The sequence below is a fragment of the Aeromonas sp. FDAARGOS 1403 genome, assembly GCF_019047325.1.
Lineage (GTDB): Bacteria > Pseudomonadota > Gammaproteobacteria > Enterobacterales > Aeromonadaceae > Aeromonas > Aeromonas dhakensis.
Genome location: NZ_CP077249.1, coordinates 2,535,127 through 2,557,370, shown reverse-complemented (window position 1 = coordinate 2,557,370; position 22,244 = coordinate 2,535,127). Strand labels below are relative to the sequence as shown.

The 22,244-nt window shown below is 64.6% G+C and carries 15 protein-coding genes; 7 read left to right on the top strand and 8 right to left on the bottom strand.

All coding sequences use genetic code 11. The annotated features are described in order from the left end of the window. Nucleotides 1-16: 16 nt before the first annotated feature. From I6L33_RS12155 to I6L33_RS12145, 3 genes are all read left to right on the top strand, one after another. A complete protein-coding gene (locus I6L33_RS12155; RefSeq protein WP_042007156.1) occupies nucleotides 17-1,363 on the top strand; it encodes an MATE family efflux transporter in 1,347 nt (448 codons plus the stop codon). 11 nt (nucleotides 1,364-1,374) lie between these two features. Further along, a complete protein-coding gene (locus I6L33_RS12150; protein WP_017786544.1) occupies nucleotides 1,375-1,965 on the top strand; it encodes a hypothetical protein in 591 nt (196 codons plus the stop codon). A gap of 286 nt (nucleotides 1,966-2,251) precedes the next feature. Beyond that, nucleotides 2,252-2,467, top strand: a complete 216-nt coding sequence (locus tag I6L33_RS12145) for a YdcH family protein (protein ID WP_005299061.1) — start codon at nucleotides 2,252-2,254, stop codon at nucleotides 2,465-2,467. A gap of 76 nt (nucleotides 2,468-2,543) precedes the next feature. Here the strand turns inward: I6L33_RS12145 and I6L33_RS12140 are convergent, their stop codons facing one another. Beyond that, a complete protein-coding gene (locus tag I6L33_RS12140; protein WP_017786543.1) occupies nucleotides 2,544-3,659 on the bottom strand; it encodes an AraC family transcriptional regulator in 1,116 nt (371 codons plus the stop codon). A gap of 188 nt (nucleotides 3,660-3,847) precedes the next feature. On the opposite strand from I6L33_RS12140, the gene I6L33_RS12135 reads away from it, so the two are divergent. Beyond that, entirely contained in the window at nucleotides 3,848-6,352 is a 2,505-nt protein-coding gene (locus I6L33_RS12135; RefSeq protein ID WP_216972593.1) for a penicillin acylase family protein, read from the top strand. Nucleotides 6,353-6,424: 72 nt separating this feature from the next. Here the strand turns inward: I6L33_RS12135 and nifJ are convergent, their stop codons facing one another. Both nifJ and I6L33_RS12125 read right to left on the bottom strand, forming a co-directional pair. Continuing rightward, on the bottom strand, nucleotides 6,425-10,000 hold the full coding sequence (gene nifJ, locus I6L33_RS12130) for a pyruvate:ferredoxin (flavodoxin) oxidoreductase (RefSeq protein WP_216972592.1): 3,576 nt from the start codon (nucleotides 9,998-10,000) through the stop codon (nucleotides 6,425-6,427). Next, the gene (locus I6L33_RS12125) at nucleotides 9,997-11,643 is read right to left on the bottom strand and encodes an NAD(P)-binding protein (protein WP_216972591.1); all 1,647 of its coding nucleotides are present in this window, start codon (nucleotides 11,641-11,643) and stop codon (nucleotides 9,997-9,999) included. Before I6L33_RS12125 ends, nifJ begins: the two co-directional genes overlap by 4 nt. Before the next feature lie 376 nt (nucleotides 11,644-12,019). On the opposite strand from I6L33_RS12125, the gene I6L33_RS12120 reads away from it, so the two are divergent. Next, entirely contained in the window at nucleotides 12,020-13,834 is a 1,815-nt protein-coding gene (locus I6L33_RS12120; RefSeq protein WP_216972590.1) for an MOSC N-terminal beta barrel domain-containing protein, read from the top strand. A gap of 224 nt (nucleotides 13,835-14,058) precedes the next feature. Next, nucleotides 14,059-15,771, top strand: a complete 1,713-nt coding sequence (locus tag I6L33_RS12115; RefSeq protein ID WP_017766177.1) for a methyl-accepting chemotaxis protein — start codon at nucleotides 14,059-14,061, stop codon at nucleotides 15,769-15,771. 60 nt (nucleotides 15,772-15,831) lie between these two features. On the opposite strand, the gene htpX is transcribed toward I6L33_RS12115, so the two are convergent. From htpX to bioB, 5 genes are all read right to left on the bottom strand, one after another. Next, entirely contained in the window at nucleotides 15,832-16,704 is an 873-nt protein-coding gene (htpX, locus tag I6L33_RS12110) for a protease HtpX (protein WP_010634511.1), read from the bottom strand. Between the two features lie 112 nt (nucleotides 16,705-16,816). Then, nucleotides 16,817-17,497: a dethiobiotin synthase gene (bioD, locus tag I6L33_RS12105; protein WP_005299037.1), complete on the bottom strand. Its 681-nt coding sequence runs from the start codon at nucleotides 17,495-17,497 to the stop codon at nucleotides 16,817-16,819. A gap of 82 nt (nucleotides 17,498-17,579) precedes the next feature. Beyond that, nucleotides 17,580-18,383 carry a malonyl-ACP O-methyltransferase BioC gene (bioC, locus tag I6L33_RS12100; RefSeq protein ID WP_216972589.1) on the bottom strand — a complete coding sequence of 268 codons (804 nt, stop codon included), beginning with the start codon at nucleotides 18,381-18,383 and terminating at the stop codon, nucleotides 17,580-17,582. Continuing rightward, nucleotides 18,373-19,569 carry an 8-amino-7-oxononanoate synthase gene (gene bioF, locus I6L33_RS12095; protein ID WP_216972588.1) on the bottom strand — a complete coding sequence of 399 codons (1,197 nt, stop codon included), beginning with the start codon at nucleotides 19,567-19,569 and terminating at the stop codon, nucleotides 18,373-18,375. The genes bioC and bioF overlap by 11 nt, the downstream gene beginning before the upstream one ends. After that, on the bottom strand, nucleotides 19,566-20,654 hold the full coding sequence (gene bioB / locus I6L33_RS12090) for a biotin synthase BioB (RefSeq protein WP_017783432.1): 1,089 nt from the start codon (nucleotides 20,652-20,654) through the stop codon (nucleotides 19,566-19,568). Before bioB ends, bioF begins: the two co-directional genes overlap by 4 nt. Before the next feature lie 219 nt (nucleotides 20,655-20,873). Here bioB and bioA point away from each other — a divergent pair, with 219 nt between their 5' ends. Then, entirely contained in the window at nucleotides 20,874-22,148 is a 1,275-nt protein-coding gene (bioA, locus tag I6L33_RS12085) for an adenosylmethionine--8-amino-7-oxononanoate transaminase (protein ID WP_201988467.1), read from the top strand. The last annotated feature ends 96 nt before the right edge of the window (nucleotides 22,149-22,244 follow it).

Genomic DNA, 22,244 nt, shown 5'->3' with positions numbered 1-22,244 from the left:
AGTATTTGGACACCCCATGCAAACTCAATCCCACGCAGGTCCGGGCACTCTCTTCTCCCTGACCTGGCCCCTGTTTATCGATCTCGCCCTGCACTTTCTGACCGGGGCCCTCAACACCTTCATGGTGGGTCACGTCTCCTATCAGGGGGTGGCGGCGCTCGCGGTCGGCAACCAGGTGTTCGATCTCGCCATCACCCTGTTCAGCTTCGTCAGCATCGGCACCAGCGTGGTGATCACCCAGTATCTGGGGGCCGGCGACAAGGAGAAGGCCCGCGTCGTCATCCACACCGCCATCGGTTTCAACCTGCTGGTGGGGCTGGTGGCCGCCGTCGGCGTCATCGCCGGCGCCAGTACCATGCTGGCGCTGATGAACCTGCCCGCCAACCTGATGAGCGATGCCACCCTCTACCTGCAGATCATCGGCCTGTGCCTGCTGCCGGAAGCGGCGGCCCTCTGCCTGGCCGCCACCCTGCGTGCCCACGGCCACACCCGTCAGGCCATGTACGTGACCCTGACCGTCAACCTCATCACCTTCGTCGGCAACCTGCTGCTGCTCTACGGCTGGTTCGGCCTGCCCCAGCTCGGGGTGGCCGGGGTCGCCATCAGCACGGTGGCGGGTCGCATCGTCGGGGTGGTGCTGCTGGTGTGGCTGGTGGCGCGCAAGACCGGCATCCACCTGAAACTGCCGGAGATCGTCAAACCCAGCCGGCTGATGCTGGGCAAGGTGCTGCACATCGGCCTGCCGGCCGCCGGCGAGAACCTCTCCTGGATGCTGCAGTTCATGGTGGTGACCGCCTTCGTCGGCCTGCTCGGCGACAAGGCGCTGGCGACCCAGTCCTACTTCTTCCAGATCTGCCTGTTCATCCTGCTGTTCGGCCTCTCCATCGGCCTTGGCAACGAGATCATCATCGGCCATCTGGCGGGGGCCCGCCGCTTCGAGCAGGCCTACACCCAGCTGATGAAGAGCCTGAAACTGGGGCTCGTCGTCACCGCGCTCATCGCTCTCGCCGCCGCCCTCAACGGCCGCACCATCATCAGCCTGTTCACCGATGACGCCGACATCATCACCCAGGTGGCGCAGCTGTTCTTGATAAGCCTCATTCTGGAACCCGGCCGCACCTTCAACCTGGTGGTGATCAACGCCCTGCGCGCCACCGGTGACGCCCGTTTCCCGCTCTACATGGCGCTGCTCTCCATGTGGGGAATTGCCGTTCCACTGGCCTATTTCCTTGGTATCATGCAGGGTTATGGACTGGTCGGTATCTGGTTGGCGCTCGCCTGCGACGAGTGGGTGCGCGGTCTGGCCATGTTCTGGCGCTGGCGCAGTCGTCGCTGGCAAAACAAAATTCTTGTTGAAACATAAGCGGAATCACAATGAAGAAGATAGGACTCTTGTTGGCGGCCATCCTGCTCAGCCCGCTCGCCATGGCGCAAACCGCCCCCGCAGCCCCCAAGGCACAGGCGGCCCAGACCTGGTACGTGGCCCCCATCGCCATCGATGAAACCAGCGAGGCCCAGAAGGCGCTGACCAAGGACTTCATGGCCCAGATGATCAAGACCATCAAGATCAACGAGTACCAGACCGGCAAGGCGGTGGGCAAGACCAAGTCGCCCAAGTGGCTGATCCGCACCAAGCTGATGCCGGCAAGCAGCGACCCCCTGGTCGGCAAGAAGCACCCGCAGGGCCTCACCTACGGCAAGGGCATTCCTACCCAGGAGATCGTCGGCGAGCTCATCATGAACGGCACCCTGGTAGCCCATGTGGGTCAGGGCTGGCGCGAGCCCATCGTCCCGGGCACCCCGGTGGCCGAGAAGATCTCCATCGCCAACTATCAGTACGCCATCGGCAACGAAGCCAAGTCACCGGATCTGGAAGAGCTGGCGGCGCAAATCGGCTTTGAGGTGGGCAAGGTGATCGCCCGCGATGGCAAGCCGCTGCCCGAGAAGAAAAAGAAAAAAGAGTAAACGCGACACCTGTTACCAAGAAGGGGCCCTGCGCCCCTTTTTGCTGCCCGCCCGGCGGCCCCAGGCTGTCATCCGGCCGTCACAATTGTGATCCATCCGGCACTTTTCAGACTCTCCGCTTACCGATAAAAGCCTTATCAGCTTGTGATTCAAACAGTTAAAAATCGCCCGTCGCATGCAGCAAATCATTGGTCCCGAATTGGAGCCGGATCACATTTATCTCGCAGGGGACGCGGTAGTTTGGTCTTGCAGGCACAATCAAACGAAACCAAGGAGGCCGCATTACATGTTCCCAGAGTACAGAGAGCTCATCTCGAAACTGAAGAGCAGTGATGTCCATTTCCAAAAGAAGTTTGACTTGCATAACGACCTGGATGTGGAGATTAGAAAGTTGGAGAAACATCACGCCAGCGACTACAGCGCCGAGGTGAAGGATCTGAAAAAACAGAAACTCAAACTGAAAGAGGAGATCTACGACATCCTCAAACAACATCCACAATAGACGCCTCGACGAATACCTGGATAAGCAACTTATCCTGCCAGCCCGGCCCGACGCCGGGCTTATTGTTGCCCGCTCATCAGGAGGCGACGGCCGCTTGCACCCCCTGGCGTCGATACTCGCTGGGGGTCTGGCCGGTATGACGGCGAAAAGCACTGTTGAAGGTGGACTTGCTGTTGAACCCGGCCCGATAACAGACAGAGGCCACCGTCTCGTCGCTCTCCTGCAACAGTCGCTTGGCCTCCGCCACCCGATATCGGTTGAGCCAGTCGTAGAAGTTGCCCCCCGAACAGGCGTTGATGGCGCTGGACGCCTGATGAAGGCTCAGGCCGCACTCCTCGGCCAGCTTGCCAAGGGAGAGGGCGGGATCCCGATAGGCACCGCGCCCGAGCTGGCGCTCCAGCGCCTCGAACAGGGGGCGCAGGCTCTCATCCCGTACCGGTTCCGATGCGGCATCATTGACGCGCTCGCGCAGGCCCCCCTCCGGCGCCCCTCCCTGTTGGGGCAGCCTGGCATGGGCCAGCACCTGCAGCAGCAGATAGGCGGTGACCGGAGCCTGCAGATAGACGGTAGAGAGCGGCCAGCCGAGCCAGCTCAACGCGATACGCACCAGCAACAGCAAGGCCACCAGCAGTTGCAACCCTTGCAACTGAGCGACCCAGGCCCGCAGCGCCGGCTTGCGGCTGACCACCCCAAGGCGCCGCTGCTGCCACCAGTAGGCCAGCCCCAGCAGGGCGATGCAGGCCAGATAGCGGTTGCCATAGAGGGTCACCCCGGGCCACAGCGCATCCCCCTGCTTGCCAAGCAGGATCCAGCTCACCTTGTCGGCCCCCGGCAGCAACCAGTAGGGCAACGCCAACCCGGCGACCAGCAGCATGGGCAAGCCGTGCACCAGCCGCTCACGCCAGCAACCGAGTACCGACTCCCCCTGCAGGGCTCTGATGTAGCCATACAGGCAGAACGGCAACATCACCACCAGGGGGTCAGCCAGCTTGAGCAGATGGGGCCAATGGTGAAACCACTGCTGCTGGTGATAGAGATACTCCAGCGCCTGCAAGCCGCTCAGGCTGAGCAGGGCCAGCAGATAACCGGCGGCGGCATCCCGCCGCATGCGCCGCAGCCAGCCGAGCGTGGCCAGCAGCAACATGCCGGTCAGGCTCAGACTGAGCACGGCGGCCACTTCTTCCCACTGCATATGCGTCCTCCTGCAGGTACGCCTCCATCGAGACGTACCTGTTTACCCTTGTTTTTATTATGTTTTCCAACCATTGACCGGTTCCATCCAGCGAGGCGACAGGGGCGGAAGGGCTGCGCTTAAATACCTTCGCCTGCGGCTGAAAAGCAACAGAACAATAACAAGTCAGGACCACAGAAGGAACCAGGATGAAAACCCATTTTCCCCTCCCCCTGCTCGGCTGCCTCGTACTGGCCGGCTGCCAGGAGAACAGCAGCGAGCCGGATCCCGCTCGCCACTACGACGTCACCCTTACCTACACGGAGCAGGGTGTTCCCCACATCAAGGCGAACGACTACGCCAGCCTGGGCTTCGGGGCCGGCTATGCCCATGCCGAGGAGAACCTCTGCACCCTGAGCGAGCAGATCATGAAGCTGCGAGGAGAGAAATCCCGCTGGCTGGGCGCGGGGGAGCAGCAGCGCAACTTGCTCTCCGACGTGGGTTATCGCGCCCTCGACCTGCCTGCCCAGGCCGCGGCCCTGTATGGCAAGCTGGCGCCGGATGCCCGTGACCTTGTCGAAGGCTATGTGGCGGGGTTCAACCACTCACTTGCCGGCCGCGCCGGCCCGGCGAACTACCCCTCCCCCTGCCGCGGGGCCGAGTGGGTCGAACCCATCACCCCGGTCCAGTTGCTGGCCTATCACCTGGATCTTGCCCAGCTGGCCAGCGGCCGCAGCTTTATCAGCGCCATGGCCAGCGCCCAGCCCCCCGCCACTGCCGGTGCACAGGGACGTGCCGCCCTGCCCGCCCCGGCGCTGGATCCCGTCTCGCTGCTCACCTCGGAGGGGATCGGCAGCAACGGCTGGGCGCTGGGGGCGGATCGCAGCAGCAACGCCAACAGCCTGCTGCTCGGCAATCCCCACTTTCCCTGGGATGGCGAGCTCAGATTCTATGAACAGCACCTGCAGATCCCGGGCAAACTCAATGTGACCGGTGCCACCATGATGGGCTTTCCCGCCATCCTGATAGGCTTCAACGAGCAGCTGGGCTGGACCCACACCGTCTCCCAGTCCAAGCGCTTCACCCTCTATCAGCTCACCCTAGATCCCGCCAATCCGCTGCGTTATCGCTACGGCGACCAGTGGCGGGAGATGAGCCAGAAAGAGATCACCGTGCAGGTCCGCCAGGCCGATGGCAGCCTGCAGCCCCATGTCCAGACCCTCTATGCCAGCCACTTCGGCCCCATGGTCAACCTCGCCTCCCTCTCGCCCACCCTGGGCTGGACCAGCAGCAGCGCCGTCAGCTTCCGCGACGCCAACGCCGGCAACTACAAGATGCTGGAACAGTGGCTGGCCATGGCCAGGGCCCAGAGCACCCCGGCTTTCTTCGAGGCGCTGGCCGAGCATCAGGGGGTGCCCTGGGTCAATACCCTGCTGATCGACAAGACGGGCCAGGCTAGCTATGTGGATGCCACCCAGGTACCCCGCCTCGGCGCCAAGGCAGAGGCCTGGTGGCGAGCCGCCTCCCAGACGCCGCAACTGGCGCCCATCTGGCTGGATGGCGAGGGCAGCGTGCTGTTGCCGGGCAACGACCCCGATTTCGAGTGGGTCGACAGCGGCCAGACCCGGGCTCCCGGCCTTGTCCCCCTGAGCCAGGCCCCCCGCCAGACTCGCAGCGACTACGTCTACAACGCCAACAGCAGCCACTGGCTGACCAACCTGGCGGCCCCGCTGGAGGGATACTCCATTCTCTACGGGCCGGAGCAGACGGTGCGCAGCCCGCGTACCCGCTACAACGCCCAGCTCATCAGCACCCCCGACACCATGGGACTGACCGGGGCTGATCGCCGCTTCACCCTGCAGTCGCTGCAACGGGTACTGACCCACAACGGCTCCCTGTTTGCCCGTGAGCTCAGAGAGCCCCTGCTGGCTCGCTGTCAGGCCCATCCGCTGATCCAGCTGACCAGCGGCCCGCTGGACCTGACGCCGAGCTGCAACGCGCTCGCCAACTGGGATGGCGAGTATCAGCTTGAGAGCCGCGGGGCTCACCTGATGCGTGAATGGTTGACGGCGTTTCGCACCAGCGGCCACAGAGACATCAAGGATGCCCTGTTTGCCATCCCCTTCGATCCGGCCCATGGCGCCACCACCCCACGCGGGCTGGCCCCCTGGAGCGGTGCACCGGATGAAGACCCGGCCCTGCTGGCGCTGGCCCAGGCCCAGCAACGGTTGCAGGCGGCCGGTATCGCGCCGGATGCCGAACTCGGCGCACTGCAATTCGTGCAAAAAGCGGCCGGGCTGACCCCCATCGCGCTGCCGGGAGGCAACTCGTTCGAGGGCATGTTCAACATGGTGCAGACCAACCTGCCTTCGCGCAGCAGCTCGGATCTCGCCAACATAGTGACCGGCAAGGCCGTGGCAGGCACCACGCTGCGCAGTCTGGATGACGACGGTGACGGCCAGCCCGAGCTGCGTTATCGCGCCAACTACGGCTCCAGCTTCGTGCTGGCCCTGCAGTTCGATGACGCCGGCCCCAAGGCGGAGCGCTTCCTGAGCTATGGCCAGTCCCACGATCCCGAGAGCCCGCACTTCACCGATCAGACCGAGCTGTTCGCCCGTCAGCAGTGGCAGCCCATGCGCTTCACCGAGCAGGAGATAGCGGCCCACCAGGAGCGCACCCTGCATCTCAAGGTGTTGCGTACCACCAGCCCCTAAGTCACCCCTCTCTATCCAACCATAAAAAAGCGGGCCAATGGCCCGCTTTGTCATACCTGTTTCGCCCCATCATCACACCGGCGGATGGAAATGGCTGGCCTCGCGGGTGGCCATCTCCTCGTAGGTGGCCCATTTCTGCCACGCCACCTGTTGCGCCACCTGCATCAGCCGCTCAGCCTCCTCCGGGTGGCTCTGGGCCAGCACCCGATAACGGGTCTCCTCCTGCCGGTATTCAGCGAGTGGAATGGAGGGGCGCAGGCTGTCGAGGCTGAAGGGGTTCTGCCCCGCACTGCGCAGTACCGGGTTGTAACGCATCAGCGGCCAGTGACCGGAGGCCACAGCCCGTTTTTGCTGGGTCAGGCCAAACTCCATATCGATGCCGTGGGCGATACAGTGGCTGTAGGCGATGATCAGCGACGGGCCCGGATAGGCCTCAGCCTCACGCAAGGCTTGCAGCGCCTGCTGCGGGTTGGCACCAAAGGCGATGCGGGCCACATAGACGTTGCCGTAGGAGATGGCCTGCAACGCCACATCCTTCTTGGCCAGCGTCTTGCCTCCCGCCGCGAACTTGGCGACGGCACCGAGCGGCGTCGATTTCGACATCTGGCCGCCGGTGTTGGAGTAGACCTCGGTATCCATCACCAGCACGTTCACATCGCGGCCGGAGGCGAGCACATGATCGAGCCCCGATGAGCCGATGTCATAGGCCCAGCCATCGCCGCCGATGATCCAGACCGAGCGGCGCACCAGCTGATCGATGAGTGACAGCAGCTCGCGGGCCTTGCCGGATTTCACCTCTTCCAGCCGCTCCCGCACTTGCGCGACCCGGGTGCGCTGGGCACGGATCTCCGACTCCAGCCGCTGCGGGGCGCTAATCAGGGTATCGACCAGCTCTGCGCCCAGCTCCCCCTTCATCGCTTCGAGGGCCGCCACCGCCTGACCGTGGTGCTGATCGGCGGTGAGACGAAAACCAAAGCCAAACTCGGCGTTGTCCTCGAACAATGAGTTGGACCAGGCCGGCCCCTTCCCTTCGCCGTTCTTGGCCCATGGCGTGGTCGGCAGATTGCCGCCATAGATAGAGGAGCAGCCGGTGGCGTTGGCCACCAGCATGCGATCGCCAAACAGCTGGGTCAGCAGCTTGAGATAGGGGGTCTCGCCACAGCCGGCGCAGGCACCGGAGAACTCGAACAGGGGCTCGAGGAACTGGGTGCCGCGCACCGTGGAGAAATCCACCCGCTCGCGGGCCGGCCACGGCAGGCTCTCGAACCAGCGCAGCGCCTGTTTCTGGCCAGCCAGATGCGGCGCCTTGTCCATCATGGCGATGGCACGCTCGCCTTCATGGCTCTCATCTTCTCCAGCCCGCACCGGACAAGCCTGCACGCACTGGCCGCAGCCGGTGCAATCTTCCGGATAGAGCTGCAAGGTGTAGCGGCTGTCGGGGAAACCCTTGGCGGTGACGGGCACCGACTGGGCAGCCTCGGGGGCACTCGCCAGCCAGTCCTGATGGTAGAACTTGGCCCGCAGCGCCGCGTGGGGGCAGACAAAGACGCAGTTGCCGCACTGGATGCAGATATCGGAGTGCCAAATCGGGATCTCGCGGGCGATATCCCGCTTCTCGAAGCGGCTGGTGGCGGTGGGGTAAGTGCCGTCCACCGGCAGCATGGAGACGGGGATCAGATCGCCGCGCCCCGCCAGCATCTCGCCTGTCACCCGCTGGACAAACTCGCTGCCCCCCGGCGCCAGCGGCAAGGGGTAGTCGCTCGCCACCTCCTCACCGGCTGGAATGGCCACCTGGTAGAGGTGGGCCAGGGTATCGTCCACCGCCGCGAAGTTACGCTCAACTACCTCGGGCCCCTTGCGGGCATAGCTCTTCTCGATGCTCTTCTTGATAAGCGCAATCGCCTCGTCCCGCGGCAAGATGCCGGCCAGGGCGAAGAAGCAGGTCTGCATGATGGTGTTGATGCGATTGCCCATGCCGTTTTGCTCGGCCACTCGATCGCCGTCGATGCAGTAGAGCCGGATATTGAGGGCCCGGATGCGGGCGCGCAGCCGCTCGGGCAGCTCGGCCCAAACCCGGTCGGGCTCATAGGGGGCGTTGATCAGCAGGGTCGCCCCCTCGGCGGCGTGCTCCAGCAAGTCTACCGATTCGACAAAGCCCCACTGGTGACAGCCGATAAAACTCGCCTGTTCGATAAGCCAGGGGGCGTCGATGGGTTCGGGACCAAAGCGCAGGTGGGAGACGGTGCGCGAGCCCGACTTCTTGGAGTCGTAGACGAAGTAGCCCTGAGCGTGGAACCCCTCCAGCTCACCGATGATCTTGATGCTGTTCTTGTTGGCACCCACGGTACCGTCGGCGCCGAGGCCGAAGAAGAGCGCTCGCACCCGGCTCGCGGGCTCCAGATCGCCGATGGGGTGCCAGGCCAGACTAAGGCCCGACACGTCATCCACTATCCCCACGGTAAAGCGCGGGCGCGGCGCCTCGGAGGCCAGCTCCTCGAACACAGCCGCGCACATGGCGGGGGTGAACTCCTTGGAGGAGAGGCCGTAACGGCCGCCACTGAGCCAGGGCAACCGCTTGATAAGGCCGCGCTGCAAGCCGTCAATCAGGGCGCTCTGCACATCCAGCAGCAGCGGCTCACCACCCGCCCCCGGTTCCTTGGTGCGATCCAGCACCGCCATGCGCCGCACGCTCTGCGGCAGCGCATCGAGCAGCGCCTGCACCGGGAAGGGGCGATAGAGGCGCACCACCAGCACCCCGGTCTTGCGATCCTGCCGGTTGAGCCAGTCCACGGTAGTGCGGGCGGTGGCAACCCCCGAGCCCATCAACACGATGACCTCGGTGGCATCCGGGGCGCCGTGATACTCCACCAGCCGGTAGTGGCGGCCGGTCAGCTCGCCGAGGCTATCCATGCACTGCTGCACCCGCGCCGGCACCGCCTCGTAGAAGGGGTTGACGCTCTCGCGGGACTGGAAATAGGTATCCGGGTTCTGGGCGGTGCCGCGCATCACCGGATGATCCGGGTTGAGGGCCCGCGCGCGGTGGGCGCGCACCCAGTCGTTGTCGATAAGGGCCCGAATTTCATCTTTGTGCAGCGCAGTGATCTTGTTCACCTCGTGGGAGGTGCGAAAGCCGTCAAAGAAGTGGATAAAGGGCACCCGGCACTGCAGGGTGACGCTGTGGGCGACCAAGGCCAGGTCCTGCGCCTCCTGCACCGAGCCGGAGGCGAGCATGGCAAAGCCGGTGCTGCGCGCCGCCATCACGTCCTGATGGTCACCAAAAATCGACAGCCCCTGCGCTGCCAAGGATCGGGCCGCCACATGGAACACCGCCGAAGTCAGCTCGCCTGCGATCTTGTACATGTTGGGCAGCATCAGCATCAGCCCCTGACTGGCGGTGAAGGTGGTGGCCAGCGCCCCCGCCTGCAGGGCGCCGTGCACGGTACCGGCCGCCCCCCCTTCGCTCTGCATCTCCACCACGGTAGGGATGTTGCCCCACAGGTTGGTCTGCCCCTCGGCGGCCCAGGCATCGGCCAGCTCGGCCATGGTCGAGCTCGGGGTGATGGGATAGATGGCGCACACTTCGCTCAGCTGATACGCCACCCGGGCCGCGGCTTCGTTGCCGTCAACCATGATCAGTTCGTGTTTCATAGGGACTCCTCCGGTTGGCGCAGCTCGATGGCGTGGCAGGGACACTGGTCGTGGCAGGCACCGCAGCCGGTACAGCGCTCGGCATCCACCTGATACCCCAGACCCGGCCCCAGCTTGGCAATGGCCTGCTCGGGGCAACTGCCATAGCAGCCGTCGCACTCGAAGCAGTTACCGCAGGAGTAGCAGCGAGCCGCCTCATAGCGGGCCGCCGTCTCGTCCAGTCCGCCGATGATCTCGCCAAAGTCGTCCCGCGCCGAGGGCGGTTTGACCGGCTGGCTGCTGGCAGGGGCATGGGTCTGGAACCAGAGCTGCAACTGCTCGGGCCCAACCAGCGGATAAGAGAGCGGCTTGTGGTAGAGGCGACCACGCAGCCAGGCATCCATGTGGCGCGCCGCCTTCTTGCCGTGGCCGGTGGCGATGGTGACGGTGCGCTCGGAAGGCACCATGTCACCGCCGGCAAAGAGGCCCGGTACGTCCGTCATCAGGTTTTCGCCAACCTGCACCACCCCTTCCTGGTTGACCCGCACGCCGGGGATGCTCTCCAGCACGCTCAGGTCCACCTCCTGACCCAGCGCCAGAATGAGGGAGTCCGCCTCGAGGGTTTCAAACTGGCCGGTGGGCACCGGCTTGCCCTGTTCATCAAGCGCCATCACCTCCACCTCGATGCTGGTGTTGTCGAGCTGACGGATGGTGCGCAACCAGTTGATCTTGATCCCCTCCTCCTCGGCCTCATCGGCTTCGAAGGCGTGGGCCGGCATATGATCCCGGTCGCGGCGGTAGATGATCATCGCCTCATCCACCCCGAGGCGGCGGGCGGTGCGGGCCGCGTCCATGGCGGTGTTGCCGCCGCCGTAGATGGCCACCCGCCGTCCCAGTTTGGGGGGTGGCAAGCCTTTTTCCTCGGCCAGGCTGGCCTGTTCGAGGAAGCTCACCGCATCGAGGATCTTGCCCGCCTCTCGGGCCGGAATGTCGACCCGCTTGGCCAGATGGGCACCGATGGCCATGAAGACGGCGTCAAAGCCCCCCTGGTCGCGCTCCTTGAGCACATCCTCCACCTTGTGGTTGAGGGTCAACGTCACCCCGGCGGCGACGATGCGGGCCACCTCCCTGTCCAGCATCTCGCGGGGCAGGCGGTAAGCGGGAATGCCGAAGCGCAGCATGCCGCCGGCGAGCGGCCCCGCCTCGCGGATCTCCACCTGATGGCCGAGCCGGTTGAGGTGCCAAGCGCAGGAGAGGCCGGAGGGGCCGGCACCTATGATCAGCACCTTCTTGCCGCTGGCGGGCGCAGGGGTTGCAGGCTGCCAGCCCCGGGCCAGCGCCTCGTCGCCGAGAAAGCGTTCGATGGCATGAATGGAGACGGCATCATCCACCTGGGCCCGGTTGCAGGCGCTTTCGCAGGGGTGATAACAGACCCGCCCGTGGACTGCAGGCAGGGGATTCTCTTCGATGAGGGTCTGCCAGGCCGCCTCGAAGCGGCCCGCTTCAGCCAGGGCAAGCCAGGCCTGGATGTTCTCGCCAGCCGGGCAGGCATGGTTGCAAGGTGGCAGGGCCGGCCGCCAAACGGGTAGCCGAGTACGGACCGGGCCTGTTCCCGTCTTCTGGGAGAGATCCGGCGGTGGGGTCATATCCAGTTGTTTGCTCATACATTGCTTTCTTCTTTTTGGGTGACAGGCCCCATCCGAATGCACTTGATACCGTTTAACCGAAGCGGACGGTGGCCGGAGAGGGAAGAAGCGAAAGCGTCAGAAACTGGAAGCTGACTCGATAATGGACTGATTTTTGTACTGAATGACGGATCAGGATCAAAAAATGTTGCACTTTATGAGGTATGGAGTGCACAACGTGACCCGTGTAACATCTTGCCCGTCTGCAGGAACTCCGCTCGGGCTCACGCCCCGCAAGCGACACCGCATCGTCGGCCACCCCGGGTGAACGCCATCCCTGCAACCATTGCTGCACGGAACGGGGCTCGCCCGCTTCTCTCCTGCACTGGAACCGCCATCGCACAAGGACCCGGCCATGCCCACACTCGCCAGCATTCATCTCTACCCCATCAAGTCGACGGCAGGCATGCCACTGACCCGCGCCCTGGTCACCGAAGAGGGACTGCAGGGGGATCGCCGCTACATGGTGGTCAAACCGGACGGCAGCTTCATCACCGCCCGCACCCATCCCCAGCTGCAGCAGGTGGTGGCCACCCCCATCGAGGGCGGCCTGCAGCTGCGCTATCCGGGCTTCGAGCCGCTCACCCTGCAAGAGACCGAGTTCAGCCGCGCGCCCCGGGCCACCGGCGTCTGGAAAGACAGCTTCAACGCCCTGCACACCCACACCCAGGCCGATGCGTGGCTGAGCAAGGTGGCGGGGGAGCCGGTGCAGCTGCTCTGGCTTGGCGAAGAGTCCGCCCGCTTTCGGGAGAAGACCGGCACCCGGGTCAGCTTTGCCGACGGTTACCCCCTGCTGCTGATAAGCCAGGCCTCTTTGGAAGATCTCAACCTGAGATCCGATGCACTGCACCAGATGAGCCAGTTTCGCACCAACCTGGTAGCGAGCGGCACCCTCCCCTTCGAGGAGGACGGCTGGAAGCGGATCCGCATCGGCGAGGTGGAGTTCTTGGTCGCCAAGCCCTGCAGCCGCTGCATCATGACCACGGTGGAGCCGGGCACGGATCGCTTCAATGCCCTGAAAGAACCGCTGGCCACCCTCACCCGCTACCGGCGCGGCGAGGATGGCGAGGTCTACTTCGGTCAGAACCTGGTGGCCCTCAACGAGGGCTGGATTGAGGCGGGCAGCGAGATAGAGGTGCTGGAGCGCGCCCGCGCACCTGTCTACCCCAACGCGGCCCCGAAAAAAAGGGAGCTGGTGTGCGTGGCCCGCGAGCCGCTGGCGCGGGATCTGGAGACCTTCTGGTTCGAGGCGGCCGATGGCGAGCCCCTGCCCGACTATCTGCCTGGCCAGCACCTGCCCATCAGCCTGGACATTGGCCTGGGTCTGCGGCGCGAGCGCCTGCAGCGCCGCTATACCCTGAGCTCCACCCCGGAGCAGCCGGAGCGTTACAGCATCAGCGTCAAGAAGGTGGGGGGCGGCCGCATCTCCCACTGGCTGCACCAGCAGCTGCAACCGGGTGACCGTCTGCTGGCCGCCAACCCAGCCGGCGAATTTCATCTGGGCCGGGATCGCAATCTCTTGCTGCTCTCGGCCGGCTCGGGGGTCACTCCCATGCTCTCCATTGCCCGCACCTTAGGCTTGCGCGGTGAACTCGGCGACGTGCACTTCATGCACCTGTGCCGCAGTGAGGCGGACATTCCCGCCGCCGGCGAGCTGCACACCCTGGCGCAGCAGGGGATGACCCTCACCCTGATCCTGAGCCAGCCTGATACGCACTGGCAGGGGCTCAAGGGGCGGCTGGACGAGGTTCACCTCAAACAGATCAAAGGGTTGCAACAGCGGGAAGTGTTTATCTGCGGCCCCCACGGCTTTATGGCCGATGCGGCCACCAGACTGGCCGCCCTTGGCGTGCCGGCCGGGCGGATCCGCCAGGAGAGCTTTGGCGGCGCCATCCTCTCCCTCTCCCGCCCCCATCAGGCGGTGCAGCTGCGCATCGGCGAGCAGGCGTTTGCCGGCAACAATCAGGGCACCGTGCTGGATCAGGCCCACAAGCAGGGGGTGGAGCTGCCCTGGAGCTGCCGCGCCGGCATCTGCGGCAGCTGCAAGCAGACCCTGGTCTCGGGTGAAGTGGATCACCCCGATGCCCCGGCCATCACCGCCGCCGAGCGGGCCGCGGGCAAGATCCTCACCTGCTGCGCCGTCCCCCTCACCGACATCGTCATCAAATAAGGTGATCGAGACACAATAATACCGCCGGCCGGGAGCATGCTCCCGACCGCGCTTTTCCCCTCCTTTGCCTTCGCGCCTCCTTTCTCGCACCTTTTCGCCGACCCGCCGCAGCCTTGGCGAAGAGCGCTCCTATACTCACTGCAACAACAATAAAACCCCACAGAAGTACCGGCCTTCGCCGCGTGACAAAGGGGGTTATCGGTGAGAATAAGGACGCTCAAACCATGGAACAGAACAGACCCGCCTTTCAGCTCAATCTGCTGCTCTCAGTCATCACCCTGATCCTGCTGTCGCTGGTGTTTTTCGCCTACAGCTGGTCGGGAAAACAGATGGAACAGAGCTATCAGCAACGTTACCAATCCTATCTGCTGGCCGATGAACTGCGGCAATCCTCCGACGATCTGACCCGCCTCGGCCGCACCTACGTGATCACCAAGGATCCCGCCTACGAACAGCAGTACATGCGGATCCTGGCCATTCGCAACGGGGAACAGAACCGGCCGCAGGGCTACAACCGCATCTATTGGGACTTCGTCGCCGCCAACGGCCAGAACCCGCGGCCCGACAGCCAGGTGCGTCGCGGCCTCATCGATCTCATGAAGGATGCCGGCTTTACCGAGGGCGAGCTGGCCAAACTCAACGAGGCCAAGAACAACTCGGATGCCCTGGTCAACACCGAGGTGGCCGCCTTCAAGCTGGTGCAGCAGACCGATGGCGATCTGGCCGCCAACCAGCAGAAGGCCATCGCCATGATGCATGACAAGGCCTATCACCAGAACAAGGGGCGCATCATGTCCCCCATCGACGACTTCTACGTCATGATGGAGACCCGCACCCAGCAGGCGGTGGATGACGCCACCAGCCAGTCCGCCATGCTGCGCTACCTGTTCATCGCGCTCGGCTTGGTGTTGATGTTCTTCCTCTGGCGCACCTACAAGGCGCTGATTGACCTGGTCGGCACCTCGGTCGATCAGCTCAGAAGCGATCTCAACCACCTGGCCGAGGGGGACTTCTCCCAGCCCATCAAGGTGCCGGCCGGCGCCAAGGAGAGCCTGATCGGCCTGCTCGCCACCATGCAGAGCACCCTCAAGGGGATCATCGCCCAGGTCTCCCACTCCAGCGAAGAGCTCTCAGGCTCGGCCGACAGCATCGCCCAGATAGCGGAGCAGACCGCCCAGTTCGCCACCTCCCAGCAGACCAGTACCCAGACCATGGCGGCCGCCATCGAGGAGCTGGTGGTGAGCATCAGCCACCTCTCGGACAACGCCACCCATGCCGACGAGCTGAGCAAGATCTCCGCCAACACCCTGGAAGAGGGCTCCGGGGTCATCAAGCAGACCCTCGACAGCATCCAGAGCATCTCGGACACCGTCTCCAACGCCGCCAGCAGCATCGCGGATCTCAACAGCCACACCCAGCAGATCTCGGAGATCATCGAGGTGATCCGCGGCATCGCCGATCAGACCAACCTGCTGGCCCTCAACGCCGCCATCGAGGCAGCCCGGGCCGGCGAGCAGGGGCGCGGCTTTGCGGTGGTGGCCGACGAGGTGCGCAACCTCGCCAGCCGATCGGCCGCCTCCACCCAGCAGATCACCGGCATGATCGGCAAAATTCAGAGCGGGGCGGACGCCTCCATCCGCAGCATGGAGAACACGGTCAACAACGTCTCCCGCGGGGTGAGCCTGGCCAGCCAGACCGGCGCGGCCATCGCCAGCATCCAGGATCACGCCTCCAACCTGACCGGCCTGATGGGGGAGATCAGCCACACCCTGCGCGAGCAGTCCACTGCCGCCAACGAGGTGGTCTCCACCGTCGGTAACATCACCTCCCTCTCCGAGCAGTCGGGGGATGCCGCCCGCCACGTCTCGCAGGAGGCGGCCAAGCTCAAGCAGCTGTCACGGCTGTTGCGCCAGGAGATGGCCCACTTCAAGCTGTAGCGCAAAGCGCACAAAGCAAAACGGCTGCCCGAGGGCAGCCGTTTTCATTGGCACTTTCGCTTAACCGCGCAGGGCGGCGATGCGCTGCTCGATGGGCGGGTGGCTCATGAACAGCTCGCTCATGGAGCGCTTGCCGTTGATGCCGAACGCCATCATGGAGCCTTCCAGCTGCGGCTCGGCACCGCGGGAGAGGCGCTCGAGGGCGGCGATCATCTTGTCGCGACCGGCCAGCTTGGCGGCGCCGGCGTCGGCGCGGAATTCACGCTGACGGCTGAACCACATGACGATGATGGAGGCCAGCACGCCGAACACCATCTCCAGCACGAACACGGTGATCATGTAGGCAAAACCGCCGGTGCTGCTGCTCTCTTCCTCGTTGTTGGAGCTGAAGAAGTTGCTGATGACGCCAGCCACGATGCGGGCGAAGAACATCACGAAGGTGTTCACCACCCCCTGGATCAGGGTCAGGGTCACCATGTCGCCGTTGGCCACGTGGCTCACCTCGTGGGCCAGCACGGCTTCCGCCTCGTCACGGCTCATGCTGTAGAGCAGGCCGGAGGAGACGGCGACGAGGGAGTCGTCGCGGCGGGCGCCGGTGGCGAAGGCGTTCATCTCGGGGGAGTCGTAGATCCCCACTTCCGGCATCTTGATGCCCGCTTCACGGGCCTGACGGGCCACGGTGCTCACCAGCCAGTGCTCGGTCTCGTTGCGGGGTTGCTCGATGACCTGGACGCCATAGCTGCGCTTGGCCATCCACTTGGACATCAGCAAGGAGATAAAGGAACCCCCAAAACCGAACACGGCACAGAACACCAACAGACCGGAAATGCTGGACTTGTTGATCCCCAGAACCGAGAACAGGATATTGAGTACCACCCCCAGCACCAGCATGACGGCCAGGTTGGTCACCAGGAATAGCATAATTCGCTTCATATTGACTCCTTGTGAGATATGGATGCGTGGCCCGTCACCAGTTCGCTGCCGGCCGGGCCACACCTGTCACGCATAATAGACAGTTTCTATGAATGTTCGCTGAATGTCGGATTCAGAGCAGGGGCGAAATGTCGAGTCGCCCGCGCAGATCAGCCTCGAGCGGATTGTTTACAAAGGGTATTTCACCTAAAAACGGGGCCGGCAGCAAGCCCCGCAGGGTGTCCAGATTTTCCTGATAGTGGCTCATGGAGCCGTGCAGCCGGTTGATGACCCAGCCCGCCACCGGCAGGTTGTTGTTGCGAATGGCGGCGAAGGTGAGCAGGGCATGGTTGAGACAGCCCAGTTTGGCCCCCACCACCATAATGACCGGCATGTTCTCCTGCTTGACCCAGTCCGACAGCAGGTGCTTGCGATCGAGTGGCAGGAACCAGCCCCCCGCCCCCTCCACCACCACCAGCTCGGCCCCCGCCTGTTCAATCTGGCGCAGCCCGTCCGACAACCCCTTCAGGGTGATGGCGTCGCGCGCTTCGCTGGCGGCGATATGGGGCGCGATGGGCGGCTCGTAGGCGTAGGGGTTGACCAGATCGTAGGGCAGCGGCAGGCTCGCCGCCTCCTGCAACAGCACAGCGTCCAGATTGCGCAGTCCCTCCGGGGTGCGGGCACAGCCGGCGGAGACAGGCTTGTAACCGGCGCAGCGGATGCCGTGCGCGGCGAACTCCAGCAGCAGGGTGCGGGCGACCAGCGTCTTGCCCACATCGGTATCGGTGCCGGTGACGAAGAAGGATTTGACCATGATGACTCCTCAATAGGGCGCAGGTGCCCGGGCTCGATATGGCGGGGCACCGCAGCTCAATTCTCTCGGCCAAGACCGCCGGTTAACGGCGGATCAGCTGGCCGAGGCAAACCTGATAACTGGCGGCCAGCAGACCGTCCGGCTGACGATGGGCCTCATAGGCCTGGCTCAGACGCAACAAGCGCTGACGGCTGCCAAGGCCGGTATGACGCTCGTCATTGACCTGGCTGGCGCCGATCCCCTTGAGATCGCGCAGCAAGCCGTTGAGCTCGGGGTAGCCGAGCGACCAGGTCAGGCTCTCCAGCGCAGGGGCGACAAAACCGCCGGCGGCGATGGCATGCTGCAATTGTGGCAGGCTGAGGAAGCGATTGACATGATCACACTCGTCAACCGTGCGCCAGGCCTCACGCAGTTGCCAGAGCGACTCGGCCAAGAGAGTCGAGAACAGCAGCCGGCCGCCGGGTTTGAGCACCCGGTGCAGCTCGGCAAAGGCCTGGGCCGGTCGCTCGCACCACTGCAAGGCCAGGCTGGAGAAGACCCAGTCAAACGTCTCGTCGGCAAAGGGCAATTGCTCGGCATCGCCGCACAGCAGGCGGGCGCCGCTGCCGCGAAGGGCCGCCTGGGCCAGCATGCCGGGGGCGAGATCCAGCCCGGTCAACTCACAGCAAAGCCCGGCCAGAGCCGGCAGAAAGAAGCCGGTGCCGCAGCCGAGATCCAGGCCGCAGACGCCCCCCCCCTCATGCATACCCGCCGCGCTCATCCGCACCAGCAGCGCCTGCCCCACCTCCTGCTGGAAGCTGGCGTGGGCATCGTAGTGACGGGCCGCCGCGCCGAAACGGCGGGCAAGCTGGGCCTTGTCCACCGCCTGAAAACGCTCATGGAGCATGGGCGCCTCCTCTCTCGTCGATGGCCTGGCAGGGACCGAGGGCATCGAGCAGCCGATCCACGTCCTCAGCGCGGTGCGCGGCGCTCAAGGTGATGCGAAGGCGCGCCGTGCCAACCGGTACCGTGGGCGGACGGATGGCACTCACCCAGACGCCGCGCCCCCGCAGCCGCTCGGCCAGTTGCAGGGCAGCACTGCTCTCCCCCACCAGCAGCGGCTGGATGGGGGTATTGCTGTCACCCAGCTGCCAACCCAGCGCCTGTGCCCCTTGTCGGAAACGGGTGATGAGTTCACCAAGATGGGCACGGGCCTCGTCGGCGGCACGCACCAGTGCGATGCTCTGGCGTACGGCGCAGGCCTGGGCCGCCGGCATATGGGTGCTGTAGACGTAGTGGCGGGCGAAGTTGACCAGATACGCCACCAGCTCGCGACTGCCGCCCACAAAGGCGCCGGCCACCCCGAGCGCCTTGCCAAAGGTGCCCATCTGGATGTGCACGCCGGCCGGGTTCACCCCCTGGGCCGCCAGGGTGCCGCGCCCTTGCGGCCCCAGCACACCGAGGCCGTGGGCATCGTCGATCATCAGCCAGTTGCCGCTCTGGGCGGCCAGTTGGCTAAGCTCGCGCCAGGGGCCCTGATCCCCGTCCATGCTGAACACCCCCTCCGAGACGATAAGCCCCCGGTTTGGTTCAAGCTGACGCTCAAGGGCCGCCATGTCGTTGTGACAGAAGCGCTTCATCTTGCAGGGCAGCTGACTGCCCATCTCCTGCAGGGAGGCGTGGTTGAGTTTGTCCTGCCACAGCAGATGCTCCTTGCCGAGCAGGGCCTTGAGCACCGCCTGATTGGCGGAGAAGCCGCAGTTGAACAGCAGCACCGCCTCCAGTCCGAGCCACTCGGCCAGCGTCTCTTCCAGCTGCTGGTGGGCCCGGCTGTAACCGGTCACCAGAGGCGAGGCACCGGCGCCCGCACCATAGCGCTCGATGCCCTCCTGGAAGGCGACCTTGATGGCGGGGTGATCAGCCAGCCCCAGATAGTCGTTGGCGGAAAAGTTGAGGTAATCGCCCCCCCCAACCTTGAGGCGCCCGCCACTCGCGCCGTCGGTGGCGACGCGATTGCGCAGCAGGCCCGCCTGCTCGCGCTCGGCCAGCGCTGCGCTCAACCCGAAGGGGCCCGTGACTGCGGGGCCCGTCATGACCGCGCGGCCCCGGCACGGGGGCGGGTGGCGTCATAAAACATCTCGGTGGGCTCGCTCTGGCGGCTCACCTCGGCCAGCAGCTCCTCTTCTTGAACCTGATCCGGCTTCTGGGCCCGCTGGGCGGGGCGAATGCCGAGGCGCTTGAACAGCTGCATGTCGCTGTTTTCGTCCGGGTTGGGGGTGGTCAGCAGCTTGCAGCCGTAGAAGATGGAGTTGGCCCCCGCCATAAAGCACATGGCCTGCATCTGCTCGTTCATCTTCTCCCGCCCGGCGGAGAGGCGCACGTGGGAGGCCGGCATCATGATACGTGCCACGGCGATGGTGCGGATAAATTCGAACGGATCCAGGTTCTCCTGGTTCTCCAGCGGCGTTCCCTTCACCTTGACCAGCATGTTGATGGGTACGCTCTCCGGGTGGCGCGGCAGGTTGGCAAGCGCCATCAGGAGGCCCGCACGGTCTTTCGCCTGTTCCCCCATGCCGACGATGCCGCCGGAGCAGACCTTCATGCCGGCGCCGCGCACATGCTCCAGGGTGTCGAGCCTGTCCTGATAGGTGCGGGTGGTGATGATGTCGCCGTAAAACTCAGGCGAGGTGTCGAGGTTGTGGTTGTAGTAGTCAAGGCCGGCGGCGCCGAGACGCGCCGCCTGATCGGCGGTGAGCATCCCCAGCGTCATGCAGGTCTCCATGCCGAGCCCGCGTACCTCCTCGATCATCCGCAGGATATAGGGCATGTCCTTCTCTTTGGGGTTGCGCCAGGCGGCCCCCATGCAGAAGCGGGACGAGCCGTTGGCCTTGGCTTCGCGGGCCCGCTCCAGCACCTTCTCCACCTCCATCAGCCGCTCGGCCTCAAGGCCGGTGTGATAACGGGCGCTCTGGGGACAGTACTTGCAATCCTCCGGGCAGGCACCGGTCTTGATGGAGAGCAGGGTGCTCACCTGCACCTCGTTCGGATCGAAATGGGTACGGTGCACAGTCTGGGCCTGGAACAGCAGATCGTTGAATGGCAGGGCAAACAGGGCCTGAACCTCGGCGAGGGTCCAGTCGTGACGAAGGGCGTGACCGCCCGCGGTGAGAGCATTCATACATGGCTTCCGGTTGTTATTGGTGGGATCCTGCGCCGCCTTGCTTGCAAGACCTCTTTGCAAAAGGTCCTTGCAAGAGAGAAGCGCAAAACCCGCCACCTGGCCCGGGCGAACAGAGATGCGCGCAGGGCCAAGTGGCTGAAATTGTTGGCTAGTGTAGAGAGCGCGCGTAGACTGTCAACACCGACCAGATCAAACCAATTGACAACAGAACAACAAATGACCAACCAAGAATTCGATTTACACCATGTGTGGCACCCCTATACCTCCCTCACCCATCCTCTGCCCTGCTATGAAGTGGCCAGTGCCAAGGGGGTAACCCTCACCCTCAGCGACGGCCGCGAGCTGGTGGATGGCATGAGCTCCTGGTGGGCTTGCGTGCACGGTTATCAGGTGCCGGAACTGGACGCGGCTGCCACCGCCCAGCTCGGCAAGATGTCCCACGTGATGTTTGGCGGCCTCACCCACGCCCCCGCCGTCGATCTGTGCCGCAAGCTGGTGGCGATCACTCCAAAGGGGCTGGATCGGGTGTTTCTGGCGGATTCAGGCTCGGTGGCGGTGGAGGTGGCGCTCAAGATGGCCCAGCAGTACTGGCACGCCAAGGGGACGCCTCGCGCCAAGTTCGTTGCTCTGCGCGGTGGTTATCACGGCGACACCTTCGGCGCCATGAGCGTGTGCGACCCGGATGGCGGGATGCACGAGCTCTACAAGGGCTTCCTGCCCGAGCACCATTTCGTGGAGGCCCCCAGCTGCCGTTTCCACGCCGAGTGGGACGAGCGTTGCGTGGTGGAGCTGGCCACCCTGATGGCGGACCATCACGAGGAGATCGCCGCCATCGTGCTCGAACCCATAGTGCAGGGCGCCGGCGGTATGCGCTTCTACCACCCCCGCTACCTGCAGTGGGTGCGCGCCCTGTGCGACGAGTTCGGCGTGCTCTTGATTGCCGACGAGATAGCCACCGGCTTTGGCCGCACCGGCCAGCTGTTTGCCTGCGACTGGGCCGGCATCAGCCCCGACATCATGTGTCTGGGCAAGGCGCTTACCGGCGGCTACCTGACGCTGTCGGCCACACTCACTACCGAACATGTGGCTCGCACCGTGTGTGATGGGAAGGCTGGCGTCTTTATGCATGGGCCGACCTTTATGGGCAACCCGCTGGCCTGCGCCGTGGCCAACGCCTCCATCGAACTGCTGCTGGCCTCGCCTTGGGCTGAGCGGGTGCGCGCCATCGAGCATCAGCTGCGCACCGAGCTGGTGGAACTGACCCTGCATCCGGCGGTGGCCGACGTGCGGGTGCTCGGCGCCATCGGGGTGGTGGAGATGAAGGAGCGGGTGGACGTGGCGCGCATCCAGCGCAAGTTCGTGGAGCTGGGCGCCTGGATCCGCCCCTTTGGCAAGCTCATCTACCTGATGCCGCCCTTCGTCATCAGCCCGGCACAGTTGACCGTGCTGACCGGCGCCATCGCCGCCGCCATCCACAGCGGCGAGTTCTGAGCCAACAGCGCAGACCCTGCCGCTCAGGCAGGGTCTTTTGAATCTTTTTCATCAGAATGTGAGCAAGACACCAGACCCGGGCAGCCAAGACGCGTA